This is a genomic window from Alcanivorax nanhaiticus (assembly GCF_000756665.1).
Taxonomy (GTDB): Bacteria; Pseudomonadota; Gammaproteobacteria; order Pseudomonadales; family Alcanivoracaceae; genus Alcanivorax; species Alcanivorax nanhaiticus.
On record NZ_ARXV01000003.1, the window covers coordinates 37898 to 63428 of the forward strand.

The 25531-nt window shown below is 57.4% G+C and carries 22 protein-coding genes; 12 read left to right on the forward strand and 10 right to left on the reverse strand.

Annotated elements, in window-relative coordinates; all coding sequences use genetic code 11:
• Window positions 1-360: 360 nt before the first annotated feature.
• Window positions 361-2817, reverse strand: a complete 2457-nt coding sequence (locus tag Y5S_RS04260; protein ID WP_035230800.1) for an acyl-CoA dehydrogenase — start codon at window positions 2815-2817, stop codon at window positions 361-363.
• Window positions 2818-3057: 240 nt separating this feature from the next.
• On the opposite strand from Y5S_RS04260, the gene Y5S_RS04265 reads away from it, so the two are divergent.
• The 4 genes from Y5S_RS04265 (at window position 3058) to Y5S_RS04280 (ending at window position 6493) form a co-directional block, all read left to right on the forward strand.
• Entirely contained in the window at window positions 3058-3927 is an 870-nt protein-coding gene (locus Y5S_RS04265; RefSeq protein WP_035230802.1) for a tetratricopeptide repeat protein, read from the forward strand.
• 348 nt (window positions 3928-4275) lie between these two features.
• Window positions 4276-4614 carry a P-II family nitrogen regulator gene (locus Y5S_RS04270; protein ID WP_035230804.1) on the forward strand — a complete coding sequence of 113 codons (339 nt, stop codon included), beginning with the start codon at window positions 4276-4278 and terminating at the stop codon, window positions 4612-4614.
• 10 nt (window positions 4615-4624) lie between these two features.
• Window positions 4625-5911 carry an ammonium transporter gene (locus tag Y5S_RS04275; protein WP_035230806.1) on the forward strand — a complete coding sequence of 429 codons (1287 nt, stop codon included), beginning with the start codon at window positions 4625-4627 and terminating at the stop codon, window positions 5909-5911.
• A 195-nt stretch (window positions 5912-6106) separates the two neighbouring features.
• Window positions 6107-6493, forward strand: coding sequence for an SCP2 sterol-binding domain-containing protein (locus tag Y5S_RS04280; RefSeq protein ID WP_035230808.1), 387 nt, complete (start codon window positions 6107-6109; stop codon window positions 6491-6493).
• Window positions 6494-6736: 243 nt separating this feature from the next.
• Here the strand turns inward: Y5S_RS04280 and mobA are convergent, their stop codons facing one another.
• Window positions 6737-7294, reverse strand: a complete 558-nt coding sequence (gene mobA / locus Y5S_RS04285) for a molybdenum cofactor guanylyltransferase MobA (RefSeq protein WP_035230810.1) — start codon at window positions 7292-7294, stop codon at window positions 6737-6739.
• An 87-nt stretch (window positions 7295-7381) separates the two neighbouring features.
• Here mobA and Y5S_RS04290 point away from each other — a divergent pair, with 87 nt between their 5' ends.
• The 6 genes from Y5S_RS04290 (at window position 7382) to Y5S_RS04315 (ending at window position 12863) form a co-directional block, all read left to right on the forward strand.
• Window positions 7382-9367: an ATP-dependent DNA helicase gene (locus Y5S_RS04290; RefSeq protein ID WP_052041394.1), complete on the forward strand. Its 1986-nt coding sequence runs from the start codon at window positions 7382-7384 to the stop codon at window positions 9365-9367.
• Window positions 9364-10050 carry a tRNA (adenosine(37)-N6)-threonylcarbamoyltransferase complex dimerization subunit type 1 TsaB gene (gene tsaB, locus Y5S_RS04295; protein ID WP_035230813.1) on the forward strand — a complete coding sequence of 229 codons (687 nt, stop codon included), beginning with the start codon at window positions 9364-9366 and terminating at the stop codon, window positions 10048-10050. Before Y5S_RS04290 ends, tsaB begins: the two co-directional genes overlap by 4 nt.
• Window positions 10047-10481 (forward strand): acyl-CoA thioesterase, encoded by a 435-nt coding sequence (locus Y5S_RS04300; protein WP_035230814.1) that lies wholly within the window; start codon window positions 10047-10049, stop codon window positions 10479-10481. Before tsaB ends, Y5S_RS04300 begins: the two co-directional genes overlap by 4 nt.
• A 44-nt stretch (window positions 10482-10525) precedes the next feature.
• The gene (locus Y5S_RS04305; RefSeq protein WP_035230816.1) at window positions 10526-11323 is read left to right on the forward strand and encodes an undecaprenyl-diphosphate phosphatase; all 798 of its coding nucleotides are present in this window, start codon (window positions 10526-10528) and stop codon (window positions 11321-11323) included.
• A 3-nt stretch (window positions 11324-11326) separates the two neighbouring features.
• Window positions 11327-12052, forward strand: coding sequence for a class I SAM-dependent methyltransferase (locus tag Y5S_RS04310; RefSeq protein ID WP_035230818.1), 726 nt, complete (start codon window positions 11327-11329; stop codon window positions 12050-12052).
• Window positions 12053-12167: 115 nt separating this feature from the next.
• A complete protein-coding gene (locus Y5S_RS04315; RefSeq protein WP_035230820.1) occupies window positions 12168-12863 on the forward strand; it encodes an outer membrane beta-barrel protein in 696 nt (231 codons plus the stop codon).
• A gap of 158 nt (window positions 12864-13021) precedes the next feature.
• Here Y5S_RS04315 and plsB read toward each other — a convergent pair whose 3' ends face one another.
• Window positions 13022-15493 (reverse strand): glycerol-3-phosphate 1-O-acyltransferase PlsB, encoded by a 2472-nt coding sequence (gene plsB / locus Y5S_RS04320; RefSeq protein WP_035230821.1) that lies wholly within the window; start codon window positions 15491-15493, stop codon window positions 13022-13024.
• A 234-nt stretch (window positions 15494-15727) separates the two neighbouring features.
• Between plsB and Y5S_RS04325 the strand changes: the two genes are divergently transcribed.
• Together Y5S_RS04325 and ccoM are read left to right on the forward strand one after the other, a co-directional pair.
• Window positions 15728-16597 carry a Dyp-type peroxidase gene (locus Y5S_RS04325; protein WP_035230823.1) on the forward strand — a complete coding sequence of 290 codons (870 nt, stop codon included), beginning with the start codon at window positions 15728-15730 and terminating at the stop codon, window positions 16595-16597.
• Between the two features lie 231 nt (window positions 16598-16828).
• A complete protein-coding gene (gene ccoM, locus Y5S_RS20080; protein WP_156107574.1) occupies window positions 16829-16957 on the forward strand; it encodes a cytochrome c oxidase subunit CcoM in 129 nt (42 codons plus the stop codon).
• 109 nt (window positions 16958-17066) lie between these two features.
• Here the strand turns inward: ccoM and Y5S_RS04330 are convergent, their stop codons facing one another.
• The 7 genes from Y5S_RS04330 to Y5S_RS04360 form a co-directional block, all read right to left on the reverse strand.
• The gene (locus Y5S_RS04330) at window positions 17067-18662 is read right to left on the reverse strand and encodes an aldehyde dehydrogenase family protein (RefSeq protein ID WP_035230825.1); all 1596 of its coding nucleotides are present in this window, start codon (window positions 18660-18662) and stop codon (window positions 17067-17069) included.
• 299 nt (window positions 18663-18961) lie between these two features.
• Complete coding sequence (locus tag Y5S_RS04335; protein WP_035230826.1) at window positions 18962-21058, reverse strand: FUSC family protein; 2097 nt, start codon at window positions 21056-21058, stop codon at window positions 18962-18964.
• Window positions 21048-21881, reverse strand: coding sequence for an efflux RND transporter periplasmic adaptor subunit (locus tag Y5S_RS04340; RefSeq protein WP_035230828.1), 834 nt, complete (start codon window positions 21879-21881; stop codon window positions 21048-21050). The genes Y5S_RS04335 and Y5S_RS04340 overlap by 11 nt, the downstream gene beginning before the upstream one ends.
• Window positions 21882-22189: 308 nt before the next feature.
• Complete coding sequence (locus Y5S_RS04345; protein ID WP_035230830.1) at window positions 22190-22390, reverse strand: DUF1656 domain-containing protein; 201 nt, start codon at window positions 22388-22390, stop codon at window positions 22190-22192.
• Between the two features lie 326 nt (window positions 22391-22716).
• Window positions 22717-23847 carry a succinyl-diaminopimelate desuccinylase gene (dapE, locus tag Y5S_RS04350; protein WP_035230832.1) on the reverse strand — a complete coding sequence of 377 codons (1131 nt, stop codon included), beginning with the start codon at window positions 23845-23847 and terminating at the stop codon, window positions 22717-22719.
• Window positions 23848-24045: 198 nt separating this feature from the next.
• On the reverse strand, window positions 24046-25080 hold the full coding sequence (dapD, locus tag Y5S_RS04355; protein WP_035230834.1) for a 2,3,4,5-tetrahydropyridine-2,6-dicarboxylate N-succinyltransferase: 1035 nt from the start codon (window positions 25078-25080) through the stop codon (window positions 24046-24048).
• 34 nt (window positions 25081-25114) lie between these two features.
• Entirely contained in the window at window positions 25115-25462 is a 348-nt protein-coding gene (locus Y5S_RS04360; protein ID WP_197055098.1) for an ArsC family reductase, read from the reverse strand.
• Window positions 25463-25531: the final 69 nt, after the last annotated feature.

Consider the following 25531-nt stretch of genomic DNA (forward strand, 5'->3'; position numbering starts at 1 on the left):
GCGCTATGAGCGCGGGTAAAACCCGGAGGGGCAGAATTCTGGCAAAGCGTAGACCAAAGGCGCGGCGCGGGAAAGCGCCAAATGGGTGATAAAAATGTTAAATCTTCATGTACAGGGTGTGACGATGATTCAACTGCCGGAAAAGTCAGTTTTTGACTAAAAAATAGCCGCCGTGATTTTTGTTGAGTTGTTCGTTGATTGAATTTTGAGCTATTCAGTGGCGAGGGACGAGTATCGAAGAGCGAGGGCCTGTGAGCTGAGGGGGTTGGGATTTTGCTCTTCGAAACTCGCTTCTCGTCGCTCGAAACTGATGGGTAGAAAAATCAGGCGGAGCACTGACGTGCCCCGCCATAATCGGGGCTACATCACCGGTCTCTCAGCATGCACCTTGACCTTCTTCAGGTTCTTGTCGAACGCGTCGGTCAGCAGGCAGTCGTAGCGCATGGCGTCGTACTCGTTAACCGCATTCACCTGGGACTCGCTGATAATGCCCTTGGTAGCGGCGTCCTTGAGCTTGTCGAGTACGCTCGTGCCTTCCAGCTGGCCTTTTCCATCAGCTTTCAGGAAGGCCAGCCAGGCGGGCTCTACCTCCAACAGCTTGTTGTAGGTGGCTTCCACGCGGCCGATAGCATCTTCGGGATCCTGGGAAATATAGGCCGGTTCCGCTAGCGCATCGCGAACCGAGCTGGGTTCCATGATCATCTCTCCAAGCTTGCGAATCTGGTCATCGCTGGGCGCTTGAGCTTTGCAGGGGCGTCCGAATGGGAAGAACAGACCCTTGAGCAGATGCCCAATGCCATAAAACCCGAAGTTGCGGTAGAAGGCTTCCAGTGCGTCGTGGGCGCGGCTGAACGCTCGGCGCAGCGCGTAGCTGGCGTGGGCGTCGTTGGCCTCGTCGCGGGGCAGGGTGGCGTGATACTTGAGAATGGCGCAGGCGATCAGCAACTGGCTATGCACATCGCCAAGGCGCGCAGATAACAGCTCGCGTCGCTTCAAGTCGCCACCCAATAGTGCCAGTGCCATATCTGCAGTGCTGGCCAGCACTGCACTATAGCGATTGACGAGCCGGTACCAGGGTGCGCTGAAGGCATCAGCATTAGCCGGCGCATCTGAGAGGTAAGGGCCAGTCAGGGCCTGGAAGATGGCGCTGCTGACATTACCAAGGGTATGCCCCGCATGGGTGAAGAACAGGGCATCAAAATCTTGCAGGCCTTTGTCCTTGTCTTCGGCCTGAATGGCTTGCAGCTCGTCATACAGATAGGGATGACAGCGCATGGCACCTTGCCCGAAGATCATCAGGGAGCGGGTGAGAATGTTGGCCCCTTCCACCGTGATGGCAATGGGGGTGGACTGGTAGGGCAGTGCCAGGAAATTACGCGGGCCGAGCTGGATGCCCCGGCCACCGGCGATGTCCATGCCGTGGTTAATCAGCTCGCGCATCATTTCTGTGGAATGATATTTAGCCATGGCGGTGACGACGGAGGGTGCGCCATCTTCCAGTGAGCGAGTCACCAGATGACGATAGGCCTCCAGGGTATAGGCAATGGCGGCGACCTCTGCAGAGGCCTCCTGAACGCCTTCGAAATCCCCCACTGAAGTATTGAACTGGCGACGAATCCGCCCGAACGCTCCCGTCATGCGGTAACCCATTTCACCACTGGCGGTGGCCAGGGCGGGCAGCGAGACGCCACGGCCGGCACCCAGACACTCGATCAGCATGCGCCAGCCCTTGCCGGCCATATCAGGGCCACCGATGATGGCATCAAGGGACACGAATACATCCTTGCCATTGATGGGGCCGTTCATGAAAGGAGAGCCGGGATAATGGCGGCGACCAATCTCCACGCCCTTGGTATCGGCGGGAATCAGGGCGCAGGTGATGCCGAGCTCTTCTTTCTCGCCCAGTAGATGATCCGGGTCGTACAGTTTGAAGGCGAGGCCTACCACGGTGGCCACTGGCGCCAGGGTAATCCAGCGTTTGGCGAAGTTGAGGCGCATGCCAAGCACTTCCTTGCCGTCAATCTTGCCCTTGCAAATCACACCGGTGTCCGGGATCGCACCGGCATCGGAGCCCGCTTCCGGTCCGGTCAGGCCGAAGCAAGGGATTTCATCGCCCTTGGCCAGGCCGGGTAGCCAACGGTCTTTCTGCTCATCGGTACCGTACTCGGCTAATAGCTCACCGGGGCCAAGAGAGTTAGGTACCATGGCGGTGACCGCTGCGGTCAGTGAACGAGTCGCAATCTTGCTCATGATGCGGCTTTGCGCATAGGGGCTGAAGGCCTTGCCGCCATACTCTTTCGGGATGATCAGGCTGAAGAAGCCTTTATGTTTGAGGAAGTCCCAGACTTCCGGGGGCAGATCCTTGAGATCGTGAAAGATCTTCCACTCATCCAGCATGTCACAAAGTTGCTGAACTTCATTATCAATAAATGATTGCTCTTCATTGGTGAGCGTAGAGAAGTGAATATGGGAGAAGTTTTCCCAGTCCGGCCGACCGGAAAACAGATCGGCTTCAAACCAGGTGGTACCGGCTTCGATCGCTTCCCGCTCGGTATCGCCAATGGCGGGCATGACTTTCCCGAGAGCCTGATACACCGGGCGGGTGATGAACTTCTGGCGAAGGTCTACATGGTTTAGCAGCGTGACACCGGCGGCGAGCAGTACCAGTGGAAACAGGCCTACCAGCCAGGGGGCGAGGAAGCCACTCAGAAGCCAGACGATCACAAACACAATGCTGCCAATTCCGCGGCTGACCTGCTGGTAAAACAAGGTCATCAGGGTGGCAATCAACACTACAATAGCCAGAAGGCTAAGCATGGCGGTCTCCTTTGCCGATAATGAGTTCAGTCCAGCGTACTCAGCGCCCATGCAGTTTGCGTGAAACCTGGGGCACAGGGCTGCAAACGGACACCAGATCAGTCTAACCCGTGATGGTGATGGCTTGCACATCCTCCGACGCAAGTGGGGGGTAATAGGATTGCGACAAGACAACGTCGGATTTTGTTCACTGCATGGCTTACAATTGCGCGCAAAGACAAAAGCGTCAGGAGTGCATCTGTGCAACCGAATAGCTACATCATCGAAGTGACCGAGCAGAATATTCAGCAAGTGCTGGAGCAATCCCGGCAAATCCCGGTTCTGGTCAGCTTCTGGTCAAGCCGGAGTCAGCCTTCCGTGCAAATGGCACAGCTACTTGAACGGCTGGTCAATGAATATCAAGGCAAGGTGTTGCTGGCCACGGTGAATGCCGATGAGCAACAAATGCTGGTTAGCCAGTTTGGTTTGCAGGCATTGCCAAGCCTGAAGCTGGTCTATCAGGGGCAGCTTGCCAATGAGTTGGAAGGACCCCAGACCGAAGAGAGCCTGCGCCAATGGCTTGCCCCCATCGTCGACCCGGAAGCGGCTCAGGCCCAGCAGGAAGAAGGTTTTATCGAGCAGGTGCGCATGGCCATGGAGGCCGGCCACGGGGAGCAGGCAGAGGCGGCCCTTCGCCAGACATTGCTACAGACGCCGGAGAAACATGCCATTCGTGCACTGTTGGTGGAGTACCTGTTGGGCCAGGGGCAGCTGGACGAGGCGCAATCGGTATTGGCGGAAGTCACCGAGGATGCCGAGCCGCTGAGACCGTTTCGCGCCCGGTTCGCGTTATTGGAAAAACTGGAAGGGGCAGGGCAGAGCCTGAAGGATCTGGAAGCGCGTATCAGCCAAGCCCCCACTGCCGAAGATCTCTATGCCCATGGGTTACAGGCGGCGGCGGCAGGCCAATTCCGGGAGGGGTTGGAGTCCTTGCTGGTATTATTGCGTGATCACCGTGACTACAAGGACGGCGTTGCCCGAAGCGCGTTGCTGGAAGTATTTGAGTGCTTGCCAAAAGGTGATCCACTGGCCAGTGAATACCGCCGCAAGATGTTTAATTATCTCTACTGATTGGCATAACTTGCGATTGAAGAGGCACCCCCAGGGTGCCTTTTTTGTGTCCGGGCAATCAGATTCTGCATTGATGTGGTGCGAGGAGGCTTCGTTGCCGAAGGCTGAAAGAGCCTACGGCACCAGAATGGTCTCCGTTTCGAGCCATTTAAGGCCTCCATGTGGTGCAAAACAGTGCCCTGGGTCTCTATCATTGCATCATGGTGGTGCGCTATCGGTGCTATATGCACCTAAGTAACTGAAATAAAAAGACAAGCTATCTGGCCCAATTCTTGTATGCACTCAACCGGTGCAGATTTGCCGGCACGGCTTTGTGTTGGTGCGATTTTTGAGGACCAGGAGACAACCATGAAAATGCTGACTGCGGTGATCAAGCCGTTCAAGGCAGATGAAGTGCGCGATGCGCTGGCCCAGATTGGGGTACAGGGCCTGACGATTACTGAGGTGAAAGGCTTTGGCCGCCAGAAAGGGCACACCGAGTTGTATCGCGGGGCCGAATACGTTGTGGACTTTGTTCCCAAGATAAAGATGGAGCTGGCGGTGCGGGAAGACCAGCTGGATCAGGCCATCGAAGCGATCATGAACGCGGCGGGAACCGGCAAGATCGGTGATGGGAAGATTTTTGTCAGCGATCTGGAACAAGTGATCCGTATTCGCACCGGTGAAACCGGCCCGGAAGCTATTTAAGAGGATAGTCATGAAGAAGTTGCTTGCTGTTTTGTTGATGTTGCCTTCGTTGGCGCTGGCGGATGGGTTGGATACCGGTGACAGTGCCTGGATTCTCACTGCCACGGCGTTGGTGCTGTTCATGACCCTGCCAGGGTTGAGCCTGTTCTATGGTGGCCTGGTACGAAGCAAAAATGTGCTTTCCGTACTCATGCAGTGTTTTGCCATCACCTGTGCGGTGTCACTGGTATGGCTGATTGCCGGTTATTCACTGGCCTTTTCCGATGGCGGCAGCATGAATGCCTGGATTGGCGGGCTGCAGCATGTGTTCTTTGACGGGATTACCCGGGAAACCCTGGAAGGTACCCTGCCGAAGAGTCTGCATGGTCTGTTCCAGATGACCTTTGCCATCATTACCCCGGCACTGATTGTGGGTGCCTTCGCCGAGCGCATGCGCTTTGGCCCCATGCTGGCTTTCTCTATCTTGTGGTTGCTGGCGGTGTATATCCCGGTATGTCACTGGGTGTGGGGCGGTGGCTGGCTCGCCGAGATGGGTGTGTATGACTTTGCTGGCGGTATTGTGGTGCATATCACCGCAGGTGTCGCCGCGCTGGTCGCTGCGCTGGTGTTGGGTAACCGTAAGGGATTCCCGACCCAGGGCATGATGCCGCATAACATGACCATGACAGTAACCGGTGCCGGCATGCTGTGGGTGGGCTGGTTCGGCTTTAATGGTGGTTCTGCGCTGGCTGCCAATGGTGATGCGGCCATGGCCATGCTGGTAACACATATCTCTGCTGCCGCTGGCTCGTTGGCCTGGATCACCATGGAGTGGAAAAAATTCGGCAAGCCTTCGGCGTTGGGCATTGCTACCGGCATGGTGGCAGGCTTGGGTACCATCACCCCGGCATCCGGTTTTGTCGGGCCTGCAGCGGCGTTGGTGATTGGTCTGTCTGCCGGTGTGATCTGTTTCTACGCGGTGATCTTCATCAAACACAAGCTACACATTGATGATTCCCTGGATGTGTTCCCGGTTCACGGCGTGGGCGGCATTCTGGGTACCCTGTTTGCGGGTATTTTTGCCTCCACCGAGCTGGGTTTGTTCTCCGGTTACGGTTTTGCAAAGGAGGGGTACACTATGCTGGACCAGCTGGGTGTGCAGGCGCTGGGTGTAGTTTCCACCTTCGTGTATACCGCTATCGTGACCTGGGGGCTGCTCAAGCTGATCAGTCTGTTCGCGCCGCTGCGCGTGGATGGCGACGAAGAAACCCAGGGGCTGGATATTGCTCTGCATGAAGAGCGTGGTTACGACCTGTAATCACGTCGAGTAAGGCATTTGCAAAGACCCGGCCTCGTGCCGGGTTTTTTGTCCCGGAGCGACCTGCCTGGCACTATTGCCAGCCTCTGGGGCTTTGTATAAGGTACGGGTAAGTTTCGAACGCTCGTTTGAATTGGCCGCCTGGCCGCCTGCGAGGAGGCGTCGAAGCCATAACGATATTTAGGAGAGAAAATAATGAGCCTGGAATTTCTGTCTGACGAGTGGTTTGCCAAGGTAAAAGAAGTGCGTGACGCAGCTGGCGACGTTGAAGTGCCTGCCGGTCTCGCGGATCTGGTTATCAATATCACTGTTTCTGCTGATGGTGGCGACAAGCAGCTGGCCCTGGTTGCCGGCATGATCGAAGAAGGCCATCACGCTGATGCAGGCACCACCATGATCCTGCCGGCCGATCTGGCCAAGCGCATCTTCATCGAAGGTGACCAGTCTGCAGGTATGCAGGGCTTCATGAGCGGCCAGATCCGCATTGAAGGCGACATGAGCAAGCTGATGGTGCTGCAAACTGCACAGCCGTCCGCTGATCAGGTTGCCCTGATGAAGCAGATCCAGGAACTGACTGCCTGATTGTTTCACGCCTGATGCTGGACGGTTGAGGCCCAACGCTTCAACTGTCTGCTGACAAAAAAGCCTGCCCGGTTCGCCGCGCGGGCTTTTTTGTGCGCGGGCAGAAACAGAAGAGCTGGGCTACGGTGGGGAACTGAGTTGCGAGTCTCGAGTGACGAGTTTCGAAAATCTAAACCCTAAAAACCTGTTACATGTGAATGGTTTGGCCTTTCGAAACCCGCTTCTCGAAACTCGTCACTTACATCAAGCATCAGACGCCAGGTGCTCGGCGTGGTTCAGGTTCTGGATCGGTGTAGCCACCGCAACCTCTTGCACCGGCACCTGTTCCAGCCATCCGTACGCGCTACGCCCGCCGTCGTTCAGGTAGTGACCCAGCTTGTCGCGCCATTGCTCGGCGTGCAGGGCCAGGCACAACGGCTGGCGGCGAATGGGGTCCCGTGCCACGGCGACATGCTCGGTAGCCGACTTGTGCAGCAGATCGCTGATCAGGCTGGCGGGAGGTTGCACCAGATCGCAAGGCAGGCAGACACACAGGCCCGATGCGGCTGACAGTGCCGCTTCCAGCCCTGCCATGGGGCCGGGGTAATCCGGGCGCTGGTCGTTGACCACTTGATCGGCCCAGCGGCGATAGATTTCCTGGTTGCGGTTGGCGCTGATAACAATGCGCTCGGGACGAGGTTGCAAGTGCTCGACCAGATGGGCAATCAAAGGCTTTCCGTTGAGCGGTATCAGCCCTTTGTCTGCGCCGCCCATCCTTGAGCCTTTTCCGCCTGCCAGAATGATCAGGGTATAGTCGTTCATCTGTGCCACTTTCGTTGGGTTCCAACAATGAATGGGCTATGCTTCCCGCGCCGCTGAATAATGGCGAATACTGATTCAGGATTGTTTGTGACGAGTGCTCGTTCCCATCTTACCGATTTGACGCGTTTTGCGCCGCTGTTGCCGGGCTATCAGCCCCGGGAGCCGCAGCTGCAGATGGCTGAGGCGGTCGAAAAGTCCATTCGCAGTGGTGGTACGCTGATGGTGGAAGCGGAAACCGGTACAGGCAAGACCCTGGCCTATCTGGTGCCCGCCTTGCTTTCGGAGGGGCCAACGCTGGTATCGACGGGGACCAAAAGTCTTCAGGATCAGCTTTTTTTCAAGGATCTTCCGTTGGTGCGCAAGGCGCTTGGCTTGCCGCGCAAAGTTGCGCTGCTAAAGGGCCGCGCCAACTATCTCTGCCCCTATCGATTGGAGCTGCACCAAGAAGAGGCTCGCTTTCTGACCCGGGAAACCGTGGAGCAGATGCAGATTGTGGCCCACTGGGCGCGTAAAACCCGCACTGGGGATATCGCCGAGCTGCAACAGCTGCCCGAAGATGCGCCTATCTGGCCCTGGGTGACCAGCACCGCTGATAACTGCCTGGGGACGGATTGCCCCAGTTATCAGGAATGCCCGCTGATGAATGCGCGCAAGGAAGCTCAGGAAGCGGATCTGGTGGTCGTGAACCACCATCTCTTTTTTGCCGATGCCGCCCTGCGCGGAAGTGGCGCGGGGATGGAATTGCTACCCAGTGCCAACACAGTGATTTTCGATGAGGCCCATCAGCTGCCGGAGATCGCCGCCGCGTTTTTCGGAGATACGCTCAGCACGCGTCAGGTTCAGGAGCTGGGCCGCGACAGTTTGTCAGAAGCTGGTCAGACCACGGCAGATCTGGCCATGCTCAACCAATTGATCGCCAGCGTGGAAAAGGGCTGTCTGGATTTTCGTCTGAGTCTGGGTGAAATGGAGCGCCGTGCGCCCTGGTCCGAGGTGTGCGAAAACGAGGCGGTGATGCAGGCCGGTGAGGATCTGCTGGAAGCCTTGCGCCAGCTGGATGTTTTTCTCGGTCCACTGGGCAAGGCAAGTCGGGGGATGGAAGCTTGCTCACGGCGGGCCAGTGAGCATGTGGATTGCCTGGCAGCCTACCTGAAGGGGGATCAGCCCAACCGGGTTTACTGGTTCGAGACCTTCAAACGAACGGTGGTGCTGCACAGCACCCCTTTATCCGTCTCAGCACAGCTGCGTGCACAGCGCGAACGTAACCCCTGTAGCTGGATTCTGACGTCTGCCACGCTTTCTGTGGGGGGGCGTTTTGAGCATATCCAGAAACGACTGGGGCTGGATACCGCTGACACCCTGCGGCTGGAGAGCCCCTTCGATTTCAAAAAACAGGCGGTATTTTACGCGCCTGATGGCCTGCCGCAGCCCAATGATCCCGACTATACCCGTGCACTGACTGAAGCCATGGTGCCAGTGATCAATGCGGCGGGAGGGCGGACTTTCTTCCTGTTCACCAGCCATCGGGCATTGCGTGAGGCGGCAGTCATTCTACGTACCGCCGTGGATTTTCCCCTGTTGGTGCAAGGGGAGTCCGGTCGACGTGAACTATTGGACAGCTTCCGTGACAAAGGCAATGCGGTGCTGTTGGGCACCAGCAGCTTTTGGGAAGGTATTGATGTGCGTGGTGAGGCGTTGAGCTGTGTCATCATCGACAAGCTGCCTTTCGGTTCGCCAGGTGATCCGGTAGCAGCAGCCCGCATTGAGCACATCAACCGTAATGGCGGCAATGCATTCCGCGATTACCAGTTGCCTCAAGCGGTACTGGCTCTGCGCCAGGGAGCAGGGCGGCTGATTCGTGATCCCCAGGATACCGGGTTGCTGGTGGTGGCGGATCCCCGGTTGCTGACAAAAAGTTATGGCAAGCTGTTTGTGAACAGTCTGCCCAACATGACTCGCACGCGGAAACTGGATGTGGTGCAACGTTTCTTTGCTTACCTGGCTCAACAGGGGCAGCAAGCACCATCCTCAGTGGCTTCTGCCTCGGGTTCAGAAAAAACATTAGGTCAGGCATGACAAAAATTCTCGCGTTGGAAACCGCCGGTGAATCCTGCTCTGTCGCCTTGCTGGATGACAGCCTGCCAGCAGGTCAGCAGGTTCGGGAGCACTTCGAGATCGCCCCGCGTAAACAGACAGAGCTGGCACTGCCGATGGTGGAATCCATGTTGGCGGAGGCGGGACTTTCTTTAAAACAGATGGACTGCATCGCTTTCGGGCATGGTCCAGGCGCCTTTACGGGTGTTCGTGTTGCCGCTGCGGTGGCTCAGGGGTTGGCGTTCTCCTCTGATCTGCCGGTGGTTGGCGTTTCAACGCTGGCAGCCTGCGCGTTGGGCGTAGCCGGAGAGGGGGATGCTTCTCGGGTTATTGCCTGCTTTGATGCGCGCATGGGCGAGTTGTACATGGGGGCTTATCAGTTTGCTGGCGACCAGATAGAGACGGTCCAGCCGGATGGCTTGTTCAAGCCTGATGCGCTACCCGTACTGGAGGGTAAATGGTGTATCGCAGGCTCGGGCTTGGTGTATCAGGACGCCCTGACCACTGCCTATGACGCAAGCGCCTGTTTGCCCGACGCTCACCCCCATGCGCAGGCAGTAGCAAGGCTGGCATTATCGGCTTACCAGCGCGGAGAAGCGGTAAGCGCTGAACAGGCCCAGCCTGTTTATCTGCGCGATCAAGTGATTCAGGGAGCTGTGCGATGAACTGGGATTTACCCAACGTCCATGTACTGGAATTTGTTGTGCCCGCTGAAGCTATCGATGTGATGGGGCACGTCAACAATACCGAATACCTGCGTTTCATGGAGCAGATTGCCTGGGATCACACTACAGTGCTCGGATTAGGCTGGGATCTGTATCAGAAGCTCAACCGTGCAATGGTGGCTCGTCGCACCGAGGTGGACTATCTGGCGCCGGCCTTTGAGGGTGAAAAGCTGATCATTGGCACCTGGATTGTGAACAATGATGAGCGTATCAGTATTACCCGTCGCTACCAGATTATTCGTGAGTCGGATGGCGTGACGCTGTTGCGTGGGCGTACTCAGTGGGTGTGTGTCGCGCTGGATTCTGGCAAGCCGAGACGCATGCCGGCGGAATTTATCAAGGGTTATCAGGTGACTGCCTCTGAGGCTTAGGGCTTAGCCATCACCATCACCATTTACCGCAGTAAGGACTCTCCATGGACTGGTTTCAGGCGCTGATTCTGGCGTTGATTCAGGGACTCACCGAATTTTTGCCGATCTCCAGCTCGGCCCATTTGATTTTGCCTTCCGAAGTGCTGGGCTGGCCTGATCAGGGACTGGCCTTTGATGTGGCTGTGCACCTTGGCACGTTGCTGGCAGTGATGGCGTATTACCGCCGTGATATCGGCGCGATGCTGGGTGGGGCCGGGCAGGCAGTGGCCCAGCAGAAAATGAATGAAGATTTGCGGCTGGGTTTGCTGGTGGTCTTGGCCACTATCCCGGCCGTCGTGTTTGGATTTCTCGGTGATGACTGGATTGAGCGGGAGCTGCGTTCCGCGCTGGTTATTGCCGTTACCACACTCGTGTTCGGTGGGCTGTTATGGCTCGCCGATGTCTACGGAACCCGGTCGAAGCCATTGACCCAGCTGGGCATTGCGGGGGCGCTATTGATTGGCTTTGCCCAGGCTCTGGCCTTGATACCCGGGACTTCACGGAGCGGCATTACCATAACAGCGGCTCTGGCATTGGGATTTCGTCGCGAGGAGGCTGCCCGATTTTCGTTTCTGCTTTCCATACCGGTGATCCTGGGGGCGGGGCTTCTGAAAACCAAAGATCTCATCGAACTTCAGGTTCCCGTGGATTGGGGCTTGATGGCACTTGGTGCAGCGGTGAGTGCGGTCACTGCCTACCTGACCATTGTTTTCTTCATCCGTCTGCTTGAGCGGGTAGGGATGTTGCCCTTTGTGGTATATCGCCTGGCACTGGGGATTGCCTTGCTGGTGTGGCTGGCCTGAAGCATGGCGATTGACGTCGGCTTGCTGAACGATTGCCCTGCGGGTTTGCCCGGGGTGAGCGTTGAGAGCGAAGACGCAGCCAAAGAAGCAGGCCTCAAACTGGTGATGGGATACCACCAGGGGCACTTGAGCCTGTGGGTTCCTGGCGGCAAGGAAACGCCCCTGTCGGTGGATTTTAGCCACGGCAAGCAGGGCTATCGTCTAGATCATGATCGGGTTCGCCATGAACGGCTGGTCAAGGCGCTTGGTAAACCCCGTGAAGACCGCCATCGCGTGGTCGATGCAACGGCGGGCCTTGGCCGTGACGCGGCGCTGATGGCGCAGGCGGGCTTTCAGGTTACCCTGATTGAGCGCTCCCCACTGATTCATGCCCTGTTGGCTGACGGACTTGCTCGTGCGCCTGCTGCACTGGCTGAGCAGATGACCTTGCTGCCATGTCAGGATAGTCGGGATTTACAGGATAGCGCTCTCCATGCGGTGTACCTTGATCCCATGTTTCCCTCCCGGGAAAAAAGCGCCGCGGTGAAGAAAGATCTTCTCTGGCTGCAATGGATCAATGATTACCCTTCCCTTGAAGAGGAGCAGGCCATGATGGAATGGGCCTGGGCCCTGTCTCCCCACCGTATTGTTGTTAAGCGGCCGGCCAAGGCTCCCTACCTTGCTGGGCGTGCGCCAGGCTTTAGCCAAAAGGGTAAGGCTGTCCGCTTTGATGTCTACCCTCTGGGGTAGGTGGTCTCAATTCCAAAAACCCTCTGCCGGGTAATGTTCAGGCTTCCCCCGCTTTCCCCATAGTTTGCTTGGGGCTTCACTTTGTTAACTGGGTCACTTTCTCAAGGAGTGGGAAATGAAGCATTTTGCGTTTTTGTGCGTCCTGTTGGCGCTTTCCGGGTCAGTTTTTGCCGGACCATTTGTCCGTGTTGGATACGGCTATTCAGACTTTCGTAGCCAGGATATGTCTATCAAGCATGAGGGGTATCCCGAGATTTCTCTAAGCAACTATGATCCAGGTGCTGCGGACCAGGTGTTATTTAGCGCAGGCTATTTCGTCAATCCTCACTTTCGTGCTGAGTTGGCTCTGGATATGGGATTGGCCAGTGAGGATACCGACAGGGTTACCTACTCACGGGTCAATTCTGTGACAGGCGAGATTTCCGCAGAGGTCTACAGCCGCATTTTTCTGGTAAATGGCTACTTTCACTTCAAGGATATCCGCGGCGCCGGAAAGTTTGATCCCTACATGGGAGGAGGCATTGGCCTTGCCGTGAATCGTTTTGAGGGTGTCAGTAGTTCCATCCCCACCACCAGCGCCACGATTGCTGACAGTGATGATACGGATTGGGCATTCAAGCTGGGCGGCGGCGTGATGTACTGGCTAACGGACAACTTCAGTGCAGACCTCTCCATCTCCTATACCAATGCGGGTTCGGTGACGACGGAGGATAAAGCTTATCTGAAAGGGGTATCTGTCCCGTTTGCAGAAGGCCTGGAGCTCGATTTGGAAAGCTTTAACTACGGCCTCGCGGTGCTTTATCAGTTCTGAGAAAGATCAAATGAGCGCCGGTTGGCGGTGGTTTGAGAGCCGGCCTTGTTTTGCTATGCCCAGTGGGTTCGACCGCCAAGCGGCGTTTCAGAGTGACCTTGACACATTGCGGCGGGACCGCCGCTCCCACAGGGGAGGGCGGTTCTCTTGTCTGATCTTCAGATTTGACTGGCTACCCGGGTAACCCGTTGAATTGCATCACTGATATCCGGGCTAAGAATCCGGTTGGCTTCGTCGTCCAGGGATTCCAGTTTGTGGTCGAAAACCAGCGCGCCAGCGCCGTCGGTGGTGACCAGCCCGGTGCTGAACAGCTGGCTGATAAAGTTCTTGAGTACCACCTTGTCGAAGAATTCCGGTGAATTGAACTCGTACAGAAGTGACAGCCGCTGAGCGGTCTGGTGAGCCAGCTCGCCAAGCTGCTCAGCGTTGAGCATGCCAGATCCGTACTGCACCAGAAGGCGAATGGTCAGGTAGTAGCGCTCCAGTGATGGCATGACGGTCTGACCCAGATGTTCAAGCATATCAGCTTCATGGGTATGGACCGGGGCACCCATCAGGTTGTCACCTTCGCGGCTGATCAGCTCCCGTTCTTCCAGAACCGCAAGCATGGCATCCACTGCATTGGCCAGCTCTTCGCCTTCTTCCCAGTGCAGGAAATACTCATTGCGCAGGAAGGGGTAGAGGAGTTGCACCATGCCTTGCAGGGTCGCCCGCGGAATGGCTCGGGCATTCATCACCAATGAGCAGATCAGCCCCGGCAGAATAAACAGGTGAACGCTGTTGTTGCGGACATAGGCCATCTGCAGGGCCGTTTTCTCGTCAGTCGTGACCACGTCACCCAGTTTGTGCTGAATGCGGTCGAGGAAATCGTTCTCCAAACCGTAATCAATCAGGGCTTGTGCATCCTCATTGGCGATAGCCGCACAGCGGCTGTAAGGCGCCTGTTTGAGCAAGGCAATATACAGCCCCAGCTGCTCACGCAGCTGGGCAATATCCATGGTGTGTTTGGGCGATGCCAGCAGTGCCAGGCTAAGCAGGTTAATTGGATTGGCTACCGCAGCAGCATTGATGGACTCAACCACCTGTTGCCCCAACTCATCGACCACATGCTTGAACCAGGGCGGAGTTTCAACGCCCACGGTGGGTTCCTGTCGCCAGTTACCATGGTGCTGATCGAGGAAGTCCACCAGTTTGATCGGTTCGCCGAAATTCACATGAACCTGACCGAAGTAGCTGCGCAACACCGCCAGGGATTTCATCAACCCGCCAACCGATTCCTTCTGCTTTTTCTCGCCATGCAGCTCACCGATATAAGAGCCTGACTCGATCACTTTTTCATAGCCAATGTACACCGGTACGAAGGCGATGGGTTTGCGGGAATCACGGAGAAAACTGCGCAGGGTCATGGCAAGCATGCCGGTGCGAGGCCTGAGCATCCGGCCACTGCGGCTGCGACCGCCTTCCACGAAGTATTCGATGGAAAAGCCGCGGGCGGTGATGGTGTGCAGGTATTCACTGAACACGCTGGCATAAAGCGGATTGTCACGGAAGCTGCGGCGCATGAAGAAGGCGCCACCACGTCGCAGGATGGTACCAACGACAGGCAGGTTCAGGTTGATCCCGGCTGCAATATGGGGCGGCACCAGACCGTTGCGATAGACCAGAAAAGACAGCAACAGGTAATCGATATGGCTGCGATGGCAGGGTACATAAATTACCTCATGGTCTTCGGCGACCTTGGTGAGGTTGTCCATGTTGTAGACACGCAGCCCGCCATACAGCCGGTTCCATACCCAGTTCAGGAACAATTCCAGAAACCGGATGACGGTATGGGAGTAGTCTGCCGCGATCTCCATCACATAGTTGCGAGCCTTGGCTTCCAGCTTTTCCGGGCTGGTTTCCTGGCGCTTGGCTTCTTCGCGGATAGTTTCCTGCACCGAAGGCGCCTCCACCACGGTATTTGCCAAGGTGCGGCGGTGCGACAGATCCGGGCCGATGGCCGCTTCGCGCTGCCGGCGGAAGTGCACGCGGAGAATACGTGATGCCTTGCGAACCGCCTGTTCATCCGTCTCGCACTGGTCTACCAGAGTACGCAGGGACATGGGCTGGTTGAATTTCACATAGAGCTGACGGCCCTGGGTGATAATGATGAAGAATTTCTTGATGAAGCCTGCGGGGGACCAGTTATCGGAAAACAGCAGACGCCAGAAAGAGCTTTCTTTCTCCGGGCGACGGCCCCAGAACACGGAGACCGGTACCAGTTGAACGTCTGCCCCGGGATTTTCCCGCAGCGCGGCTACCATTTTCTCCAGCCGGGGAGGGGAGATGGGGGCGCTTTGACGTCGGTTGCTGAACTGACGACGGTATAGCTGGAAGTAGCTATGTCTGAGCCGGGTTTTGCCCAGTGTCAGCCCTCCCAGCGCAGAAGATAGCCCCAGCTGGCGGGCAGATTGATCCGCCGCTGCAGCGTCAGAAGCTGAACGATCCCGCAGCACATAGACCACCGGCGTATTCGGAGCCAGCTGCAATTCGGCGGGGTCGGCGGGGAGTGCGTTTGCACGTGTGCACAACCGGAGAAAAATGCGGATCAGGACAAAAGCCAGACGATCCAGTCCAAACCAAGGGTTCATATCAATTGTCAGTTAACTAATGTGTGCCAATCTTATCGGATGCTCCGTTGGTGGGACACCATCGGATATTTCAATTTGTTTCAAAACGCAGCAGAGCTCTGGCTCTGAAACCATCCCTTTCTGTCCAGAGGGGAGTTTTTGCAGGATAATCCGGAGTCATTGATGGCCGGAGTTGCTAGACTTGCTAAAGGGATCAGGCAACACCCAAGGACCAAAAAACATAAGGAGTGCCAGGTGTCGACACCGCAGGCGGGCATTTTCGACCGCAGTTTCCAGTATCACCTCTTTTTCGAATTCAGCCTGACCAGTGGCCTCTCAGATACCGCGGTGAGGGATCTGGTTCATCGCGTCAATGTCCTCAAGCAGGCGGGTACACCGGTGATGCTCGCCTTCGGGCCTAATCTGTGGTCGCGGCTGGATAATCGCTTCTCATTTCCGCCTTTCTCGCTGGAAGGCCATGTGCCAGCAACTCAGGGAGATCTTTGGGTCTGGGTACAGGGCAAGAGCCGCAGTGACGTGTTTGATACCTCCATGCAGGTGCGCGATGCGGTAGGGGATGATCTGGCCCTGCAGCTGGAGCTGAATGGTTTTGTCTATCACGATATGCGTGACATGACGGGCTTTGTGGATGGCATCGGTAACCCCACTGGTGAAAAGGCGGAACTGGCTACCTTTATCCCTGACTCGCACCCTGGCGCGGGAGGGAGTTGGTTGCTGACCCAGAAATGGGTTCACAATCTTAAAGCGTTCAATGCGTTACCTGTGGAAGAGCAGGAGAATGTGTTTGGTCGGACCAAGGCAGATGCGGTGGAGTTCGACGAGGACAAGATGCCTGCCGATTCCCACGTAGGACGCACGGATGTGGATCGTGATGGTGTGCCCCAGAAGATGTGGCGGCGTTCCGTTCCGTTTGGTGATACCTCCGAGCATGGTCTGTACTTTGTAGCCTTTGCCTGTGAACTTGACCGGCATGATTATCTGCTGCGCCGCATGTACGGGATCGCGGATGACACGATCAAGGATCGACTGCTTGAGTTTTCACGGCCGGTGATGAGTTCCTGGTGGTATGTGCCGACTCAGGATTGGCTAGATGGGATCAGTTAACAGTGAATAGTTAATAGTGAACAGTGCGCGGGATTGTCTCGTGCCAGCTTTAACGCAAGAGGCCGCGCCCAGCCATTGGGCGCGGCCTCTCTGTTTTTGCGCTTGCGGCTTGAATCCTGGGAGCCCGCCTGCAGGCGAAATTACGCCTAAATTGCTTGATCTTGATGTAGGTCATGACACTGCTTGCCGGCAAGCCTATGCTGGAAAAACCAGCCTAAAGGAGAGCCAGCCATGTATACCGACCCAATGGTAATTGCCAGCCTTGGCGTAATCGGCGGCATTTTTGTTTTTGCCGGCTGTTTCGCCCTGTTCATCTGGCTGGATGCCGCCAACGACGAAGAACCCAGCGACCAGAAGTAATTTAGCCCAAATCTACAACGCAAGAGGCCGCGCTCAATGCTTGGGCGCGGCCTCTTGTCTATCAGTAAACGCGAGCGAGGCCCGCGCACTATTCACTGTTAACTGCCCTTCAGGTTTTCCAGCGGGTGAACATCTTCTTCACCAGGAAAGGTGTGAGCTTCAAGGATGCGCTGAGCAGCTGGCCAATCCCTTTCGGGAACACAAAGTGCAAGGCGTTCTTGATGCCGTTGTAGGTGGCCTCGTCGAAGGGGTACCAGAAGATGTTGCGCTTGGAGGGCAGGATGTCCCAGTTTACCGCCTTGGCCTGGGTCATTTCTTCCAGCCCTTCCGGGCCGTGGGTGCGGCCGATGCCTGATTCCTTCCAGCCTCCCCAGGGGGTCTCAGACAGGCCGTGGCTGTAGAGGTGATCGTTCACGGTGGTCACACCCGATTGCAGGCGGGCGCCAATGGCACGGCCGCGTTTGTTGTCCCGGGTCCACACGGAGGAGGTTAGCGCCAGATGGGAGGCGTTGGCCTTCTGGATCGCTTCTTCTTCGTTGGCAACGCGCTGTACCGCTACAACCGGACCAAAGGTCTCGTCGCATACGGTGAGCATATCGTCGGTGACTTGCGTCAGCACCGTGGCAGGGAAGAAGAAACCGTTTTCCACATCACCCACCGGGCGGGATTGCGCTTCGATACGCGCGCCTTTGGACAGGGCGTCTTCCACATGTTGTTGTACGGTGCGTAACTGACCTGCGGTGGTCAGACTACCGATGTCCACATCAAAACCCTTGCAGCCCACACCGTGGCGCAGCTGGCGGGTCTTGCGGGAAAGCAGGTTTACAAACTCATCGTAAACCGCATCTACCACATAGATACGCTCCACGCCGCCGCAGCTTTGCCCGGCGTTCTGGAAGCCAGCCCAGGCCGCCCCGTTGGTGGCACGCTCAAGGTCAGCGTCTTCGAGTACGATCATGGGATCGTTGCCACCCAGCTCCAGTGACACCGGAGTCAGGGTTTCTGCAGCCTGAGCCATCAAGGTCTTGCCGGCGGGCACGCTGCCAGTAAAGAACAGTTTGTTAACGCCATTCTCAAACATGCCGGTGGCGACTTTGGAGCCTGAGCCCACCACATGGTGGAACAGGCCTTCAGGCAATTCGCCAGCGGCGATAATGTTTTCGATGGCGCGGCCAACGGCCGGTGTTGCAGCTGCGACTTTGAGAATGATGGCGTTACCCGCCATCAGGCCCATGACAATCTCGCCAAACGGAATGGAGAGCGGGTAGTTCCAGGGGCTGATGATGCCCACTACTCCCAACGGTACCCGCAGCATGTGTGTGCGTTTGTTGAAGAACAGGATGCTGCCGCCGGGGCGGTTTTTTTCCTTGAGATGCTTCTCGGCGTTTTTGGCATACCACTTACAGGCCAGCGCACAGGGCAGCACTTCGGTGGCGAGGGCATCGGTCAAGGTTTTGCCGTTGCTTTCACTCACCGTGCGGGCCAGATCATCGGCCCGGTCAACGATGTATTCGCGCATCAGCTGGATGTGGCGAGCGCGTTCGCGGAACGATTTGGCCGCCCAGATGGCCTGTGCCTCACGGGCCTTTGCAAAGATGTCCGGAAGGGTTGAGAGATCCGTTTCTTTTACCTCTGCCACAGCAGTGCCGGTGGCAGGGTTGGTGTCGACGACGACACCCGTCTGGATTTGTTCCTGAGCGGTCATGGCAAGTGCTCCATTACGTCGGGCCGCGCATTGCGACCCGCAGGGGGGATTAGACTCCGAGGGTTGTCTAGAAAACCATAGAGTAGACACTATGGCTAGGGCTGTATGGGCCGTTTTTCCCGTTCCGGCAGCAAGGCTTACAACGGTTTTCGTGTCAGCGCGTTTGCTATGGCCTGTGGGGGCGACCGCGAAACGGCGTCTCAGGCGGCCCGGCGCATCGCGGCGGAACCGCCGCTCCCACAATGGCCCGGTAGGTGGCCCACGCCCCCGTCTGCAATCACTTTGCTGGCATGTGGTGTTCAGACGGTAGGGCTCGATGATGTTGCCATGTCATCAGGTTGCCAGTCCGGAGCCAACCGTTCAGCGAGTCGGGGGAAGGTCAGATTAATGCGCTCCAGGGCACCCGCAATCTGCTGCTGCTGACGATGAGTAATGGATGGCGTGTTTGCCATCGCAGCCAGCAGGGTGTCGCTGGCCTGCTTGAAGTGCTGGTCGGTTTTGCCGAAAGCCGATAATTGATAGGCGGTCGCCAGGGCATGTTGCCAGTCAGCCGCTGCAGACTGGAGGGCGGGTGACGGTTGCGCAGGAATGCGGCTGTGTATCCACAGAGACACTTGCCCCAGGTTGAGCCCGGTCAGGCCCAAGTCAGTGTAATGTCGGCGGGATGCCGGTAATGCCTTGTCACATACGGTGAGCCAGCGCAGTCGATCCGCCATTCTGGAATTCAGCCACTCCTCGCGAAGATTGGCGGGTTGGCCCAGCAAGGTGTGCAGATCAATGGCCGTATCGCGTACCAGGCGTCGGCGGAGCCCCGGCCCATTTGGCGGTGTGATCAGTCGAAACATCAGAAAGGCAAGAAAGATTCCGAGTGTAATGGCCAGTGCATTGCTGGCTACGCGGGCGATATCGAAATCCATCTGGGTGCCGGGCTGAACCAGAATAATAAAGGGGGTACAAAAGCCGAGCCCATAAGGAAGCGTCTCTCTCCGGCTGATGGCAAGCAGGGCGATAAAGATCGGACCGCTGAGAGCCAGGATCAACAGCAAAAAGCTGTGATTGGCCATCGATAGCAACGGCAGTGCCAGGAACAGGCTGACCGGGCCTGCGAGGGCCGAGCTCAGAGTGGCGCGTTTGAGTACCAAATCCGGCTGGGGCAGGCGGGCAAAGGTAATAGTGAAAATGACTGGCATGATCATCAGCATGATGGCCATCGGGCTGGCGGTGCCAATCCAGAGAATGCTGGCGAGCAGGAAAACCAGGGCACTGCGCAGTCCGACCGCCGCCGCAACCTGCCAATCCCGATAGGGCTTCAGGGTTGGGGCGCGCAGCTGGGTATCTTCAGCAGAATACAGTGCCCGATTGGCCTCCAATGCCAGAATCAGGTCGTTTGTCAGATTGCGGGCCACGAGGAACAGCCGGCGCTGTAGTGCTGGGGCGTCTTCGGCTTGTTCCTGGCGTGCTATTTTCAGGTAACGGCGAAGGGCCTGGGCTTCTGTCATCGCCTGCTCTGCCGAGTGAGTCTCTCGCATGGCGGTAAACGAGGTGCGCAATACCACCAGCAACTTGCGCATCTCATCGGTCATCAGATCATCGTGGTAACGCATCAGCCGGCCGATGACACGGATGCGTGCCACCAGCGACAGAGTCTTGTGGCAAATCAGGATGGCGGCTCTGGCTCGGCCTGGCCCCTGGCTTCCTTCGTAGGCAACCGCTGAGCTATCGTCACTGAGTGCAAAGATATCCTGTAGCAGGCCATCAACCTGTTGATGGCGGCGGTCATGGGTGCCACTGAGATCCAACTCAAGCTCAAGATACGCGAGGGTCTGGTTGAGCGCGTTGCGGGCATGACTGCGTAGTAGTCCTTCCACACGGGCTGGCCAGAATAAATTGCTGACCAGAGTGGCACAGACTGCCCCCAGAATGATTTCACTGACGCGGGCCGTGGCGACATGGAAAATACCGATGCTGGAAGTGGCATGGGGGTTGGCGATGGGGATCACCACAATCAGAGTGGCGGTCACACCCGCCATGGCAAAGCCGTAGATGAAGTTGGCCTGACGTACCCAGGCTGACGCCCCCGCATTGAGACCTATCCATAATGTCAGGGCGGCAATGGCAAGTATCGGGTAGGGCAGCAGCCAGGCCAGAATCAGCAGGCCGAGCGCACCACCAACCAGGGTCCCGCCGATCTGACACAAGCCCTTTTCTATCACCAGCCCGGTTTCCGGACGTATCTGCAGAAATACCGCAGAGATGAGCGCCCAGTAAGGGCGCTCCAGTTGCAGCTGCATGGCGAGGAACAGCGCCAGCGCCATGCTGAGAATCCCTTTGCAGGCAAAGATCACCGAACGTTTGTCCGGGGTCAGTACCGTTGCCAGCCTCGGGTTAATCGTCATGCAGGCGAACTGTGGCAGTCATGCCGGCGGCCAGAACAATGTCGTCAGGAATGCTGTCCAGTTCGATATGAACCGGGATCCTCTGGGCCAGTCGTACCCAGTTGAAGGTCTGCTGCACTTCCGGGAGTAACTGTTGATCTGTGCGGGTGTTGGCGTTGGCGATGGCCTGGCCCACGCTGGTGACCTTGCCTTGCAGCGTGTGGGCACCGTTCATCAATACTACGGAGGCGCGCTGGCCGATGTGTACCAATGGCAGCTTGGTTTCCTCGAAGTAACCCGTGACGTAGAAGCTGCCGGCTTTGACCATGGACAGCAGCGGCTTGCCCCGGTCGGCAAAGTTACCCTGCTGGAGGGTCAGATTGACCACGGTACCATCGGCTGGCGCTCGCACTTCGGTACGCTCCAGATCCAGTTCCGCTGCAGCCAGTTTGGCGCGAGTCATGTCCAGATCGGCGCTGGCAAGTTTGACCTCCAGTGCAGCTTGTCGCTGCGCATCACCACTGCTTTTCTCCCGCCTGACTTCGGCCATGGCCAGTCGCGTCCGGGCGATATCCAGCTGCGCCCGGGCTTGCGAAACAGCAGCCTGATAGCGCAGTGGGTCAATGCGCAGCAGCAGCGTGTCTTTGCTAACGGTCTGGTTATCGGCGACCGGCAGAGCGGAAACCCAACCCGACACGTCCGGTGACACGGTGATGATCTGGGCGCGTACCTTGCCGTCCCGTGTCCAGGGGGCATAGAGGTAGTAATTCCATATCCAGTTGCCGGCGATGATGGCTAGCACCACGACCACTACAGTAACAAGAATGCGAAGGGGTTGAGACATGGTGTCCGTAGTCCTCAGAGCCTGTTTACGATCTATACGCAGCCGCGCCGGAGTCAATTTTTTGCGTCAGGTCGTGATTGCGGTTGTGACGTGTAGTCATTTTACATAAGCAAACGAAATCGCGGGCTGGCGGCACTCTCCACCTGCTCCACCTGAAAAGAATGGGCCCGGCCCTTCGGGTTGCCGCTGTAAATGGCGCCATGCTGTGTTGTGAACCTTGAGCTTGACCCGTCAGGCCCTGCGGTTCACGCCTTGCCTGGCGCCATTTACAGCGGCAACGCGGTTGCGTATGGATCATAAACAGGCTCTCAGCTCATCAAGCCCAGAGTCAGGGCCAGGTAGCAGACAAAAAGAGAAAGATAAAACCAGGGGCCTTTCCAGATGGCCCGATGCCAGCCCAGCTGACGTAACAGCAGCCAGCTGGCAGCGGTACAGGCCAGCGCTACCAATACAAACAGCACCATGGGACTGACCAGTAACCCACCAACCGGAATTTCATGCAGCCACATTGTCGTCCCCGGCGATGATACTTTCAGACATGGTAGCGGATATTGGCGGGGGGCTGTAGGCGCGACGTACTGCTGTAGGGGTGAGCCTTGGCGAGGTAGGGATACCAGAGGCGAGTTGCGAGTACCGAGTTTCGAAAATCAAAAAACAACAACCGGGCACGAGGTTTGAGGTTTTGCCTTTCGAAACTCGGTACTCGCAACTCGAAACTCATATCTCGCCCAGGCTCGGATCGCTTGCAGGCAAGCTCCTACAGCGGGGTATAGCTAGGGTTTTACCAATGCAAAAAGGCCCGCCCGGTTACGGGTGGGCCTTTTTGCATCAGGCATCACGATCCCATCAGATTTTCCAGCAGGCGCGTATAGATCCTGGTGAGCGTTTCCAGCTCGCTGATGCTGGTGTGTTCGTCCACCTTGTGAATCGTGGCATTGATGGGACCGAGTTCCACTACCTGGCTACCTGTTGGCGCGATGAAGCGGCCGTCGCTGGTGCCGCCGGCGGTGGACAGCTCGGTGTCGCGGCCAGTGACGTCGCGGATGGCATCCACGGCGGCATTCACCAGCGCACCGCGGTCGGTGAGAAACGGCTGGCCGGAAAGGGTCCAGGTCAGGTCGTAGTCCAAGCCGTGCTTGTCCAGAATCGCCTCGGTGCGTTCGCGCAGGATGGTGTCGGTGAGCTCGGTGGAAAAACGGAAGTTGAAAATGACTTCGCAGGTGCCGGGGATCACATTGGTGGCGCCGGTGCCCGCGTTGATGTTGGAAATCTGGAAGCTGGTGGCGGGGAAGAACTCGTTGCCCTGATCCCACTCCGCTGCGGCCAGTTCCGCCAGTGCGGGGGCTGCATCATGGACCGGATTACGGGCCAGATGCGGGTAGGCCACATGCCCCTGAATCCCCTTGACGACCAGTCGTGCCCCCAGTGAGCCACGCCGACCATTCTTGATCACGTCGCCCACGGTGTCGGTGGAAGAGGGTTCCCCCACCAGGCAGTAGTCGATGTGCTCGTTGCGCGCCTGCAGGGCTTCCACCACCTTGACGGTACCGTTCACGGACGGGCCTTCTTCGTCGGCAGTGATTAGCAGTGCCAGGCTACCGGTATGGTCAGGGTTGGCCGTGACGAAGTCCTCAATGGCCACCATCATGGCGGCAATGGAACCTTTCATGTCGGCGGTGCCGCGACCGTAAAGCAGATCGCCTTCCTCGGTGGGAGTAAACGGATCGTACTTCCAGGCCGACACATCCCCGGTGGGCACCACGTCAGTGTGACCGGCAAAGGCAAACACGGGCGCAGCATTGCCTCGCCGTGCCCACAGATTGCGCACTTCCTCAAACCACAGGGTTTCACACTCAAAGCCAAGCGCTTCCAGTTTTTCAATCATCCATTCCTGACAGCCTTCGTCTTCAGGCGTGACGGAGGCGCGGCGGATGAGTTCCTTGGTGTAGTCGAGGGTGCGGGACATAGGGTTTCCAGTATCGGAGCTGACGTCTTTCGGACCGGGGCGAGAAGCGAGTAACGAGTTTCGAGTTGCGAAGGTCAAAACCGGTTTTGATCTTCGAAACTCGTTACTCGAAACCCGCCGCTCAATGCCTGTTAGATGCTTCTGCGTATCAATCCGCGGGAACGCCGGCGTGTTGCGTGAAGCGTACCGCGTGTTGCATTAGTTGTGCTTATGCAGTTCTTCGTTCAGTGCAATGGCGCTCTTGTTGGTAAGGCATTGCACGGCACCGTTGGTGGTGTTGCGGCGGAACAGCAGGTCGGACTGGCCGGCCAGGTCGCGGGCCTTGACGGTTTCCACGATCTCGCCCTTGTCGTCCATCAACTGCACCTTGGAGCCAGCGGTGATGTAGAGACCGGCTTCGATGGTGCAGCGATCGCCCAGCGGGATGCCGGTGCCGGCGTTGGCACCCAGCAGGCAGCCTTCGCCGAGGGAGATGACCATGTTGCCGCCACCGGACAGAGTGCCCATGGTGGACGCGCCACCGCCGATGTCGGAGCCCTTGCCCACGAATACGCCGGCAGAGATGCGGCCTTCGATCATGCCCGGACCTTCGGTGCCGGCGTTAAAGTTGATGAAGCCTTCGTGCATGATGGTGGTGCCTTCGCCTACGTAGGCACCCAGACGGACACGGGAGGTGTCGGCAATGCGCACGCCAGCCGGAACTACGTAATCGGTCATCTTCGGGAACTTGTCCACGCTATTCACGGACAGCACCTTGCCGCTCAGGCGCGCCATCAGCTGACGCTCCTGCAGTTCTTCCAGATCTACCGCGCCTTCGTTGGTCCAGGCCACGTTGGGTAGCAGCGGGAAGATGCCTGACAGGTTCACGCCATGGGGCTTCACAAGACGATGGGAGATCAGGTGCAGCTTCAGGTAGGCTTCTGGGGTAGAGGCGGGCTCGGCATCGGTTTCCAGCACGGTCAGTACCACCGGGCTGCCGGACTCCTGGAACGCTACCGCATAGCTGGCTTCATGCTCGAAGCCGGCTTCGCGCCATTCGCGGGCGATGTGCTGAACCTGACGGTGGGTCAGTTCGATGGCCGCGTTGCCACCTTCATAACCCAGTTCCTCACGGATGACTTCCACCAGCTTGTCGTCCGGATTGATGGCCGGATCCGGATAATACACTTCCAGCCAGTTGTCGTTGCGGTTCTTGGTGCCGCAGCCCAGTGCGATGGCGAAATAGTTGCTCATGAGGTCCTCTCTGTAAATCGGTTGCGCAGGGCGCTTATTTCAAAAGTGCTTGCCACTCGTCGGCCTTGAAACCGGCGGTGAGAATCTTGTCGTTCTGCAGAATCGGCCGCTTGATGATGGACGGATTATCCAGCGCCACGGTTACCGCCTTGTCGGCATCCATGGTGTCTTTGGTGTCATCATCCAGCTTGCGCCAGGTGGTGCCACGCTTGTTGATGACGGTTTCCCAGCCCAGCGCATCCAGCCATTGCTTCAGGGAAGCCTCTGGCACGCCTTCCTTCTTGTAATCATGGAAGTGATAGGCCACACCGTTTTCATCCAGCCATTTCATGGCTTTCTTCATGGTATCGCAGTTCTTGATACCGAAGATGGTCAGTTCCATGTTTCTTCCTTTCCAAACCTTTCCGTAGGAGCGTCGCTGTTGGCGCGATAACAGACGCCTACGATGCAA